The following is an 11,624-nucleotide window of genomic DNA, read 5'->3' on the forward strand; positions in this document are numbered from 1 at the left end:
GGGTGAGCGGGCAGGACGCCCGCGAAAGACGCCCATGACAGGGACTGTCATTAGCGGCGGCCCGAAAAGCCCGGAGGACGCTGGAGGGGAGGCGCGGTAGCGGCCAATAATTCTGCCGGGACACCCAAAGCGCGGGGATGCAAGGGGCGGGCGCTTACGCGCCCCTTGCGCGGTGGCGGCAGCGGGGTTACAGAAGGCGTGCGGACGTATGCCAACGCAACCTTCGCCGATCTAAGAAAAACAGCCAACGCAACATACCTCGATCCCAATAACGTTAAAAATCGCCCGTCTGGCGATCCCCAGACGAAAAAAAACCCACATCGGACAGTGGGTTTGGTTGCAACCGGCAACAAAGGAGGAACTGCTCTTCCTCGCCGACAAGCATACCCGGTTCCCCCCGCGCTGAGATAACCCCAATTGAAAAGTAATTGTGAAGAGTTGTGAGAGCACAAAATGGATACGCCAAAATGTGACAGAGTTTACCAAGGTAACAATCACCTATAGGTAAGAATATTTCCCTGGAAATAGGAATAAGTTTAAAAGACTCTTCTGAGTTATGCGAAATGTGACGCAGATCAATACGGATTTGTGCGAGAAATGCTGGTGCCCGCGGCGCGGTGCCTGCGCTAAGATGTAGTCCTTTGAATTATTTTGCTATTTTTCCTTACAATACTCTCACATGAGTTAAGAAAACGCTTCTCGTATAGTGTCCCTCTTATTTGAGAACGACTGTTCTCGCTTTTCAACCAGAGTGAATACTATGCGCCGCAAACTTCTCTCCATGAGCATTGTGATGCTTCTTTCTGCGTGCGACCAATCGGCTTCCTCCTCTGCCGGCGCGTCTGCGCAGGCACAGGCCCCGGCCGTTGATGTCGTGACGCTGCATGCCCAGCCCGTCAGCCTGACCAGTGACCTGCCGGGTCGCACCAGCGCTGTGCGTACCGCAGAAGTACGCCCGCAGGTCAGCGGCATTATCCAGAAACGTTACTTCACCCAGGGCAGTGAGGTCAAAGCCGGCCAGCCGCTTTACCAGATCGACCCGGCCACCTACCAGGCGGCCTACGACAAAGCCCAGGCCACGCTGCGCAATGCCGCGGCCCTGGCGAAGCGCTATAAGCCGCTGGCCGAGGCGCATGCCGTGAGCAGCCAGCAGTATGAAGATGCCGTTGCGGCACAGAAAGAAGCCGAAGCGGATCTGGAAGCCGCCCGCGTTAACCTGAACTACACCCGCATCACTGCGCCGATCAGCGGCCACATCGGGCGCACGCTCTACACCGAAGGTGCACTGGTCACCAACGGGCAGACGTCTTACCTGACCACCATCCAGCAGCTCGACCCGATCTATGTCGACGTCAGCGAATCCTCGCAGGATCTGCTGCGCCAGCGCCGCGCCCTGGCAACCGGCCAGCTCGCCTCAGACGGTGCCAACGCCGCCAAAGCGACCCTGACGCTGGAAGACGGCACGCAATATTCCCTGCCGGGCCGCCTGGAGTTCTCGGAAGTCACGGTTGACCAGGGCACCGGCTCCGTGACCATGCGCGCCTCCTTCCCGAACCCGGACGGCGAGCTGCTGCCGGGGATGTTCGTGCATGCCACCCTGCAACAGGGCGTGCAGAAGCAGGGCATCCTGGTGCCGCAGGAAGCGATTGGCCATGACGTGAAAGGCAAGCCGTATGTCTACGTGGTGAAAGCAGACAGCACCGCCGAGCAACGCACCATCGAAACCGGCGAGATGATCAACGGCTTTTGGCTGGTCAACAGCGGCCTGAAAGAGGGCGAGCGGGTGGTCACCAATGGCCTGCAAAGCGTGCGCAGCGGCGTCAAAGTCACGGCGACCGAGCAGGCGAAACAGGCTGATGCTGATTCCACCAGGAATCTTTCCCTGACCGATCCGTCCGCACAGTAAGGTTAACGCATGTCTAAATTTTTCGTCGAGCGTCCGATCTTTGCCTGGGTTGTGGCAATCATCGTGATGCTGGCCGGTGCGCTCTCTATTATGCACCTGCCGATCAACCAGTACCCGAACATCGCCCCGCCGGCGATCTCGGTCACCGTGACCTATCCGGGCGCATCAGCCCAGACGGTACAGAACACCGTGGTCCAGGTGATTGAACAGCAGCTCAACGGGCTGGATAACCTGCGCTACATCGAGTCACAAAGTAACAGTGACGGCAGCGCCACCATTATCGCCACCTTCGATCAGGGCACCGACCCGGACATCGCCCAGGTTCAGGTGCAGAACAAGGTGTCACTGGCGGAATCCCAGCTGCCGACTGAGGTGGTGAACCAGGGGATGCGCGTCGCGAAGTACCAGTCGAACTTTATGATGGTGGTCAGCTTGATCGCCGACAGCGGGTCGATGAGCAACTCCGACCTCAGCAACCTGCTGGTGACCAAACTGGAAGACCCGATCACCCGTACCAAGGGCGTCGGCGACTTCCTGATGATGGGCTCCGAATACGCGATGCGCATCTGGCTCGACCCGGCCAAACTCTATAAATACCAGCTGATCCCGAGTGATGTGACCGCCGCGATCAACCAGCAGAACGTGCAGGTGTCGTCCGGTAAGCTCGGCGGCCTGCCGACGGTGAAACAGACCAAACTCAGCGCCACCATCATCGGCAAGACCCGCTTCACCTCCACCCAGCAGTTCAAGGATGTGTTGCTGAAAGTCAACCCGGACGGTTCACAGGTGCGCCTGAGCGATGTGGCCAACATCGATCTGGGGCCGGAAAACTACAGCATCGCCTCGACCCTGAACGGCAAGCCCTCTACCGGTATCGCCCTGCGTCTGGCGAGCGGCGCCAACATCCTCGACACCGCCAAAGCGGTGCGCGAAACGCTGGATGGCCTGAAATCCTCGCTGCCGGAAGGCGTGCGCATCGAGTTCCCGTATGACACCTCGCCGGTGGTCAGCGCCTCTATCGAGGAAGTGGTGAAAACCCTGCTGGAAGCGATCGTGCTGGTGTTCTGCGTGATGTTGCTGTTCCTGCAAAACCTGCGCGCCACCCTGGTGACCACGCTGGTGGTGCCGGTGGTGCTGCTCGGCACCTTCGGCATCCTGGCGGCCTTTGGCTACTCGATCAACACCCTGACGATGTTCGGGATGGTGCTGGCGATAGGCCTGTTGGTGGATGACGCCATCGTGGTGGTGGAGAACGTCGAACGTGTGATGCACGAGGAGAAACTCGACCCGAAAGCCGCCACCATCAAATCGATGGAGCAGATCCAGGGCGCACTGTTCGGCATCGCGCTGGTGCTCTCTGCCGTGCTGATCCCGATGGCGTTCTTCGGCGGCTCAACCGGCATCATCTACCGCCAGTTCTCGATCACCATCGTTTCTGCGATGGCGCTCTCGGTGCTGATGGCGCTGATCTTCACCCCGGCACTCTGTGCCACGATCCTCAAGCAGTATGACGAGGAGAAAGCGCACACCGGTTTTGCCGGTTGGTTCAACCGCATGTTTGACGCGGGCACCCTGCATTACACCCGCAGCGTGCAGGGCGTGATCTCGCGCCGTAACCTGTTCCTGGTGATTTACCTCGGCATCGTGCTGCTGACCGGGTTCCTGTTCACCCGCGTGCCGACCTCCTTCCTGCCGGACGAAGACCAGGGCGTGATGCTGGTGCAGGTGACCCTGCCGCCGAACGCCTCCTCGGAGCGTACCCAGGCGGTGCTCGACACCATGCGCAGCTACCTGCTGGACAAAGAGGGCGCGTCGGTGAAATCGGTGTTCACCGCCAACGGCTTCAGCTTCTCCGGCCGCGGCACCAACGTCGGTATCGCCTTCGTGTTGCTGAAAGACTGGAGCGAGCGCGGTGCAGACCAGACGGTACAGGCGCTGGCCGGCCGTTCCATGGCGCACTTCTCGCAGCAGAAAGAGGCCAAAATCTACGCGCTGGTGCCGCCGGCGGTGATGGAGCTGGGTAACGCCACCGGCTTCGACTTCTTCCTGCAGGACACCAACAACGCCGGGCACGAGGCGCTGATCGCCGCGCGTAACCAGTTCCTCGGTATGGCCGCGAAAGACAAACGCCTGACGGCAGTGCGCCCGAACGGCATGGATGACGAGCCGCAGTATGAGCTGATGATTGATGACGAACGCGCCCGCGCCCTTGGCCTGAGCCTGGAAGACATCAACGACACGCTCTCCGCTGCCTGGGGCTCCAGCTACGTCAACCAGTTCATGTACCAGGACCGCGTGAAGAAGGTGTACATCCAGGGCCGCGCCGCCTCGCGCGTGACGCCGGAAGACCTCAACAAGTGGTATTTCCGCAACAGCAGCGGCCAGATGGTGCCGTACTCCGCCTTCGGCAGCGGCAAATGGGGCTTCGGCTCGCCGCGCTTTGAGCGTTTCAACGGCGTGTCGTCCGTGGAACTGATGGGCTCCCCGGCCAGCGGCTACAGCTCCGGCGACGCCACCAAGGCGGTGATGGAGATTGCTGCCAAGCTGCCGAAAGGGTTCCGCGTGCAGTGGCACGGCATCTCCTATGAAGAGCAGATCTCCGGCTCGCAGGCCCCGGCGCTGTATGCCATTTCCGTGCTGGTGGTGTTCCTCTGCCTGGCGGCGCTGTATGAGAGCTGGAGCATCCCGTTCTCGGTGCTGCTGGTGGTCCCGCTCGGCGTGCTGGGCACCATTGGGGCAGTGCTGATGCGCGGCCTGCAGAATGATGTCTTCTTCCAGGTGGGGCTGCTGACTACGGTGGGGCTGGCGGCGAAAAACGCCATCCTGATTGTGGAGTTTGCCAAAGAGCTGCATGAGCGCGAGGGCAAAGGGATTGTCGAGGCCGCGGTGGAAGCCGCCAAGCTGCGTATCCGCCCGATCATCATGACCTCGATGGCGTTCATCCTCGGTGTGGTGCCGCTGACTCTCTCGCACGGCGCGGGGGCAGGCAGCCAGCACTCCATCGGCACCGCCGTGGTGGGCGGGATGATCACCGCGACCTTCCTGGCGATCTTCTTTGTACCGATGTTCTATGTGGTGGTGGTACGCCTGTTTACCCGCCGCCGCGCAGACCAGACTAAACCTGTGACCGCCAATGGCCACGCGATTGAGAAAACAGACCATGAATAAGCCACTCCGCCTCTCCCTGATGGCGCTGGTGACCCTCGCCACCCTGAGCGGGTGTACGCTTGCACCGGACTATAAACAGCCGGCGATGCCGGTGCCCGCCAACTGGAACCTGCCCACCCAGGGCGTGGCCAACGGCGCGGACATCGGCTGGAAAACCTTCTTCAACGATCCGGCGCTGCAACAATTGGTCAGCCTGACGCTGACCAACAACCGTGACCTGCGGGTGGCGGCACTGAACGTCGAGAGCGCGCAGGCGCAGTTTGATGTAGACCGCGCCGCGCTGCTGCCGACCGTGGCCCTCGGGGCCGGCGGCACCGGGGCGCACCTGCCGGGCGGGCTGTACAACACCCGCACCACCGGCCCGGTGACTTACCACCAGTACCAGGCCAACCTCGGCGTGACTTCCTACGAGCTGGACCTGTTCGGCCGGGTGCGCAGCCTGCGTGACGAAGGGCTGGAAACCTACCTCCAGACCGACGCCACCCAGCGCGCCACCCAGATAAGCCTGGTGGCGCAGACGGTATCCGGTTACCTGTCGCTGTGTGCGGACCGTGACCTGCTGGCGCTGGCGCAACAGACGGTGGCGAGCCAGACCGACTCCTACAACCTGACCAAAGCCAGTTACGATCAGGGCGTGGCCACCACCCAGGATCTGGCGCAGGCCGAAACCACCGTGCGCAGCGCGCAGGCGGACGTGGCGAGCTACAGCCGCCAGGTGCGTCAGGACATCAACGCCCTGAACCTGCTGGCCGGCACCACGGTACCGCAGGCGCTGATTGACGGCGCGACGCTCAAGCGTGACTGGCACTTCCCGGCGATCCCGGCCGGGCTGCCGTCTGACCTGCTGACCCGCCGCCCGGACATCGTCGCGGCGGAACATGCGCTGAAAGCGGCCAATGCCAACATCGGCGCGGCGCGCGCGGCCTTCTTCCCGAGCATCACGCTGACCGGGCAGGGCGGCACCACCAGCGCCAAACTCGGTGACCTGTTCTCCGGCGGCACTGGCTCCTGGTCGTTTATGCCGTCAATCAACCTGCCGATCTTTGACGGCGGCGTGAACCGCGCCAACCTGACCATTGCGGAAGTGTCGAAGAAGATTGAAGTTGCCCGCTATGAGAAGGCGATCCAGCAGGGGTTCCAGGAAGTCTCTGACGGCCTGGCCGGTCAGGCGACCTACCAGGATGAGCTGAAAGCGCGCGAGCTGGACACCGCCGCCAACCAGCGCAACTACGACACCTCAGAGTTGCGTTACAAGCAGGGCGTGGACAACTACCTGAATGTGCTGGTGGCCCAGCGTTCGCTGTATGCAGCGCAACAGGCGGAGATCACCACCCGCCTCGGCCAGCTCAACCAGACCATCACGCTCTACAAAGCCCTCGGCGGCGGCTGGAAGCCTTAATGCCGGCGATGTGAATGAGTGAGTGACTACCCCCAAAGGGCGCCCCGGCGCCCTTTTTTACGTCTGGGGTTCAAGCCCGGCGGTGACCAGGTTGCGGAAGGCGGCGAGCGCCGGGTTGTCACAATCCTGCCGCCACGCCATGTAGACGTCCGCCACCGCGCCCGCCTGCGGCAGCGGGCGGAAGGTGACGCCCTCCATCCGCAGGGACTGCGCCGACGCCGGGACAATCGCCATCCCCAACCCGGCTTTCACCAGCGCCAGGATAGTGTGGGTCTGGCTCAGGAACTGCACATAGCGCGGCAGCACATTGGCCTGGCTGAACAGCGACACAATGCAGTCATAGAAATATTTCCCCTCATTCGGCGAGTACATAATAAACGGCTGCCGGTGCAGCGCCGACAGGCTGAGGGTAGGGGCGGCCGCCAGCGGGTCCGCGGCGGGCAGGGCGATCACCAGCGGTTCACGCAATACCCGCAGGTACTCCAGCGGGAACAGCGGTTGCGGCTGGCGCACAAACGCCACATCCAGCGTGCGCGCCACCAGCGCCTGCACCTGCGCCGCCGACACCATCTCTTTTAAGATCATCTCCACGTCCGGCAGCACCCGGCTGGCCTGGGCGATCAGCGCCGGGATCTGGCTGTAGGCACACACGGCGGTAAACCCCAGCGTCAGCCGCCCGGCCACCCCGGCCGCCACCCGCCGCGCCGAGATCTCCGCCTGTTGGGTAAACGCCAGGATCTGCCGCGCATCACGCAGAAAACTCTCGCCGGAGGCCGTCAGGCGCACCTGCCGGTGGCTGCGGGTCAGCAGCGTGACGCCCAGCGTATGTTCCAGCAGCTGGATCTGGCGGCTCAGCGGCGGCTGGGTCATAAACAGCCGCCGGGCGGCACGGCCGAAGTGCAGCTCTTCCGCCACCGCCACAAAACAACGCAACTGGCTAAGCTCCATGATTCAATTCTTGTATCGGTTGATAGTGTTTCTAACTTAGACCGATATCGATGATGTTTCTATGATGTTAAGTGAATGATAGAAAGATGTTTTAACCGGTAGAGGGTCTGACAGGCCGCCATACCGGGAAACAACCCTAAAAAGCCGTAATAAAAAACACCCTAAAACAACGCCTTATTTTATTTTTTGATAGAACAGTCCCCCTGCCAGCGACGGCATCCAAGGCATAACGCCGCGATCAAGGATGAAAATAACCATGATGATGTGGAGACGACGATGACGACCCCTACCTCTGCCACTTCGCCGGCACAACAGAATCCCCCACGGGCGGCTGTGATTGAGCAGGCGCAGCCGGGCCACTTCCGTTATGTGGTGCTGGCGATGATTTTTCTGATCACCGTGATCAACTATGCCGACCGGGCAACGATGTCGATAGCCGGGACGGAAGTCTCACGCGTGCTGGGCCTCGACCCGATGATGCTCGGGCTGGTGTTCTCCGCGTTTGCCTGGGCGTACGCGCTGGGGCAGATCCCCGGCGGCTGGCTGCTCGACCGCTACGGCGCACGCCGCGTCTACGGTTGCAGCCTGCTGCTCTGGTCGGTGTTTACCATGATGCAGGGCACCGTGGGCTGGTTCGGCGTCACCGGGGTGTATGCCGCAATGGTGCTGTTTGCCATGCGCTTTATGCTCGGGCTGGTGGAGGCCCCGGCGTTCCCGGCCAACTCCCGGATCGTGGCCTGCTGGTTCCCCACCAATGAGCGCGGCACCGCGTCCTCGCTGTTTAACTCCGCGCAATATATGGCGGTGGTAGTGTTCACCCCGCTGATGGCCTGGCTGACGCACGCGCTCGGCTGGGAACATGTGTTTATCTGGATGGGGTCGCTGGGTCTGGCGATCGGCGTGGGCTGGTTTGTGTTCTATAAAGAGCCGCACACCAGCCCGCACCTCGGCAAGGCGGAGCTGGAGCATATCCGCGCCAACGGCGCACTGGTGGATCTGGAGCAGAACCGCCGCCGTGACCGCCGCCGCTTTACCTGGCAGGAGGTGCGGCAACTCTTCACCAACCGCACGTTGTGGGGCATCTATATCGGCCAGTACTGCATTACCGCGCTGAGCTACTTCTTTATCACCTGGTTCCCGATTTACCTGATCAAAGGGCGCGGCATGTCGATCATGGAGGCGGGCTGGGTCGCGGCGCTGCCGGCCATTTGCGGCTTCAGCGGCGGGGTGCTGGGCGGGATGCTCTCCGACTACCTGATCCGCCGCGGGGTGCACCCGTCACCGGCGCGTAAAACCCCCTTTGTGCTCGGCATGTTTATGGCGTCGATGCTGGTGTGGGCGAACGTGGTCTCCACCGACAGCGCGGTGATTGCGCTGATGGCGGTGGCATTCTTCGGCAAGGGGCTGTCCGCCATCGGCTGGGCGGTGATGTCTGACACCGCGCCGGAACAGATGATCGGCCTGAGCGGCGGTGTGTTTAACTGCCTGGGCAACATCGCCGGGATCATCACCCCGGTGGTGATCGGCTACCTGGTGGCGACCACCGGCTCGTTTGAGACGGCGCTGTGGTTTGTGGGGGCGCATGGCCTGCTGGGGATGTTCGGCTATCTGGTGGTGGCCGGGAAATTTGAACGGCTGGTGATTAAGCCACCGGCCGGGAAAGCCTGAACCAGGGCAGGTTGCCGCCACGCAGGCGGCAACCTGAGCATCAGGCGAGGATCACAAAATCGCAGTGCTGTACAGACAGCGTACGGGTACAGACGTCAAACCCATTGCCCGACCCCTGATTGTCCGCATTGCCTTCCACCGTCTGGAAGGTGTGGTCCACCCCGTCAAACGCGAGGCCGGTATGCCGCCAGTGGTCCGGCCCCTGTTTCACCAGGAACAACCCAACCTGCGCCACATCGCTCCACGGCGTGTTGCCGCTGTCGATATGCACTCCGGGAATAAACCGCCCCTGTTCTCTGGCGCTGCGCGCCAGCGCATCACAACTCAGCGATAACGCCAGCGGCAGCGGGATCTCCTGCACGGCACAGGCCTGGCTCAGCACCACATTCACAAAGCCGGCGCACCACGGGACGCCTTCGCCCTCCTGCCCATTGCAATAGAGCCGCACCCACGGGCCGCGGTTCTGACCGCCCAGTTCAACCGGATGCACGGCCAGATGCTGGCGCGCCACCTTCAGCAGGGTTTCCGGCAGCGTGGTCGAGCGGGCGGGCAGCTTCAGCACCCGCAGCATTGGGGCCACCAGCTGCGCCCAGTCCTCGCTGTTTACCGGCCCGTTATCCTGTAACCCGGCAGATTGCCGGAACGCCGCCAGCGCCCGTTGGGTCGCGGCGCCGAAATCGCCGTCAATCACCAGCCCGTGGCCGTGGAACGTCAGCCACTCCTGCACACGCTTCACCGCCCCGGAGCGCGTATCCTGCGCCACCGGGCCGGGGTAATGGGTTTCCGCCTGGATAACATCAAGAGAAGGGTAATCAGACATGGTGTTTACCTCACTGTAGGGAAAACGCCCCGGCCGGGCCGGGGGCCACTGGGTTAAGTTAAAAACCGGGCCAGATTTGATTAAAAACTAACCGTTTGAGGGTAAGGTAAACCGGATACCTGATAAAAAACAGGCGGGCAGCCCCGTTGCCGGAAGGCACATTGATTGTATTGATAAATTACCCTGATGAATCGGAATTTCCTTAGGTTTATGCGCCCGCCAGGCGCTTTCCCACCCCGGCCGGGGCGGGGTAACTCCCGGTTACCGCACTGATTTTTTGCAATCACCCCGATTCACCCCATACTTGGTTAAGCGTCGCCCCCCGACGGCGCGCCTCCCTTTACCGTTATCAGCCAGGAGCCAATAATGAGTAATGCGTTTCTTGAATCGATTACCGCCCGCCGCAGTATCTACTCACTGGGCAGTGAGTTGCCCTGTTCCGAATATGAAGTGATAAGCCTGATCACCCAGGCGGTGAAGCTCAGCCCCTCTGCGTTTAACTCCCAAAGTTCCCGCGTGGTGATCCTGTTTGATGAGCAGCACCACCAGTTGTGGGAGATCGTGAAACAGGAACTGAAAAAGATTGTGCCGCCCGATGCGTTCTTCACCACGGAGAACAAGATCAGCTCGTTTGCTGCCGGGGCAGGCACGGTGCTGTTCTTTGAAGACGACCACGTGATTGATGATTTGCAAAAGCAATATGCGCTGTACGCCGATAATTTCCCGGTCTGGTCGGAACACTCCACCGGCATCGCGCAGTTCTCGGTCTGGTCGGCGCTGGCGCAGGTGAAAATCGGTGCCTCACTGCAACACTACAACCCGCTGATTGACGAGGCGGTACATCAGCAGTGGCATCTGCCCGCCCATTGGCGGCTGCGCGCCCAGATGCCGTTCGGCAGTATCCTCCAGCCGCCGGGTGAAAAGAGTTATATGGCGGACGAAGAACGTTTCCGTATTTTTAAATAAGGGTAATTTGTTTCATCAGGGATTTATAAAAATCCAATATCATTCATAAATTACTTGCCGGGCGAGCAATAGATAGCAGCCTCCCAATAACCCCGTCCGGCATTTTTCCGTTCCCCCCATCCTTGCTGCCGTAACGTGCGGGCAATCAGTCGGTTCATTATGTCGTGCCCCATCAGCAATACCGGGCCATCCCCATGCTCTGCCAGGCTTATCAACCGGGCGGCCGCTGCCTGCGCCCGTTGGTTGGCGGCGATGCGGGATTCCGCCTGCCTGCTGTAGCCGCAGAGCCAGAGCAGGCGCAACAGCAGTGCCCAATGAAAAGGTGACAGGCGCAGCCCGACGGGGTGGAGCTGCGGAAGCTCTGCCTCACGAAACAGGTGCTCAACCCACCTGGGTTGCAGGCCCAACGCCCGCAAGGAAGAGAGCGCTCTGGGCAACGGGCTGCTGACCACGCAGGTGGCGGCCATCGCCTCATGGCGGCTCGTGGCGGGGGGCGTGTCATGGCCGGTCTCCGCCTGATCATACTCTTCTGTCCACCGAGCCATTTCCCCGGCGGTAATGTTGCGCGTCGCGTTAAGGCTGGGTTTTCCATGCCGCATCAGAATGATATCCATCGTCTCTCCGGTGATGTCCTGTTAACGAGGCTACCACAAAACCCTTAACTGCCCGCTCCCCTGTGATTTTCCGATGCTGTCTGTTTTTCAGTCAGTGCGTTTTTCAGCCATACTTAACCCGGCAGAATAACCAGG

At 61.3% G+C, this 11,624-nt stretch carries 8 protein-coding genes; 5 read left to right on the plus strand and 3 right to left on the minus strand.

Annotation, left to right across the window (positions count from 1 at the left end):
• Positions 1-760: 760 nt before the first annotated feature.
• From CYR52_RS19335 to CYR52_RS19345, 3 genes are read left to right on the plus strand one after another with little or no spacing between them, the layout of a single operon-like run.
• Entirely contained in the window at positions 761-1,906 is a 1,146-nt protein-coding gene (locus CYR52_RS19335; protein WP_072929671.1) for an efflux RND transporter periplasmic adaptor subunit, read from the plus strand.
• 9 nt (positions 1,907-1,915) lie between these two features.
• Positions 1,916-5,074, plus strand: a complete 3,159-nt coding sequence (locus tag CYR52_RS19340; protein ID WP_101829232.1) for an efflux RND transporter permease subunit — start codon at positions 1,916-1,918, stop codon at positions 5,072-5,074.
• Positions 5,067-6,473, plus strand: coding sequence for an efflux transporter outer membrane subunit (locus tag CYR52_RS19345; RefSeq protein WP_101829233.1), 1,407 nt, complete (start codon positions 5,067-5,069; stop codon positions 6,471-6,473). The genes CYR52_RS19340 and CYR52_RS19345 overlap by 8 nt, the downstream gene beginning before the upstream one ends.
• 57 nt (positions 6,474-6,530) lie before the next feature.
• Here the strand turns inward: CYR52_RS19345 and CYR52_RS19350 are convergent, their stop codons facing one another.
• Positions 6,531-7,421, minus strand: coding sequence for a LysR family transcriptional regulator (locus tag CYR52_RS19350; protein ID WP_206602300.1), 891 nt, complete (start codon positions 7,419-7,421; stop codon positions 6,531-6,533).
• Between the two features lie 276 nt (positions 7,422-7,697).
• On the opposite strand from CYR52_RS19350, the gene CYR52_RS19355 reads away from it, so the two are divergent.
• Positions 7,698-9,089 (plus strand): MFS transporter, encoded by a 1,392-nt coding sequence (locus tag CYR52_RS19355; protein ID WP_101829235.1) that lies wholly within the window; start codon positions 7,698-7,700, stop codon positions 9,087-9,089.
• 40 nt (positions 9,090-9,129) lie between these two features.
• Here CYR52_RS19355 and CYR52_RS19360 read toward each other — a convergent pair whose 3' ends face one another.
• A complete protein-coding gene (locus CYR52_RS19360; protein WP_072929681.1) occupies positions 9,130-9,909 on the minus strand; it encodes an NlpC/P60 family protein in 780 nt (259 codons plus the stop codon).
• Between the two features lie 366 nt (positions 9,910-10,275).
• On the opposite strand from CYR52_RS19360, the gene CYR52_RS19365 reads away from it, so the two are divergent.
• Positions 10,276-10,875, plus strand: coding sequence for a nitroreductase family protein (locus CYR52_RS19365; protein WP_072929683.1), 600 nt, complete (start codon positions 10,276-10,278; stop codon positions 10,873-10,875).
• A gap of 50 nt (positions 10,876-10,925) precedes the next feature.
• On the opposite strand, the gene CYR52_RS19370 is transcribed toward CYR52_RS19365, so the two are convergent.
• A complete protein-coding gene (locus tag CYR52_RS19370; protein ID WP_101829236.1) occupies positions 10,926-11,489 on the minus strand; it encodes a histidine phosphatase family protein in 564 nt (187 codons plus the stop codon).
• Between the last annotated feature and the right edge of the window lie 135 nt (positions 11,490-11,624).

Origin of the sequence: Chimaeribacter arupi (assembly GCF_002858805.1) — a bacterium.
GTDB lineage: Bacteria > Pseudomonadota > Gammaproteobacteria > Enterobacterales > Enterobacteriaceae > Chimaeribacter > Chimaeribacter arupi.

Bases quoted from the DNA above. Each gene is read 5' to 3' on its own strand.
- CYR52_RS19335 (WP_072929671.1), top strand. From the start codon at position 761: ATGCGCCGCAAACTTCTCTCCATGAGCATTGTGATGCTTCTTTCTGCG.
- CYR52_RS19370 (WP_101829236.1), bottom strand. From the start codon at position 11,489: ATGGATATCATTCTGATGCGGCATGGAAAACCCAGCCTTAACGCGACG.
- CYR52_RS19350 (WP_206602300.1), bottom strand. From the start codon at position 7,421: ATGGAGCTTAGCCAGTTGCGTTGTTTTGTGGCGGTGGCGGAAGAGCTG.
- CYR52_RS19360 (WP_072929681.1), bottom strand. From the start codon at position 9,909: ATGTCTGATTACCCTTCTCTTGATGTTATCCAGGCGGAAACCCATTAC.
- CYR52_RS19355 (WP_101829235.1), top strand. From the start codon at position 7,698: ATGACGACCCCTACCTCTGCCACTTCGCCGGCACAACAGAATCCCCCA.
- CYR52_RS19340 (WP_101829232.1), top strand. From the start codon at position 1,916: ATGTCTAAATTTTTCGTCGAGCGTCCGATCTTTGCCTGGGTTGTGGCA.
- CYR52_RS19365 (WP_072929683.1), top strand. From the start codon at position 10,276: ATGAGTAATGCGTTTCTTGAATCGATTACCGCCCGCCGCAGTATCTAC.
- CYR52_RS19345 (WP_101829233.1), top strand. From the start codon at position 5,067: ATGAATAAGCCACTCCGCCTCTCCCTGATGGCGCTGGTGACCCTCGCC.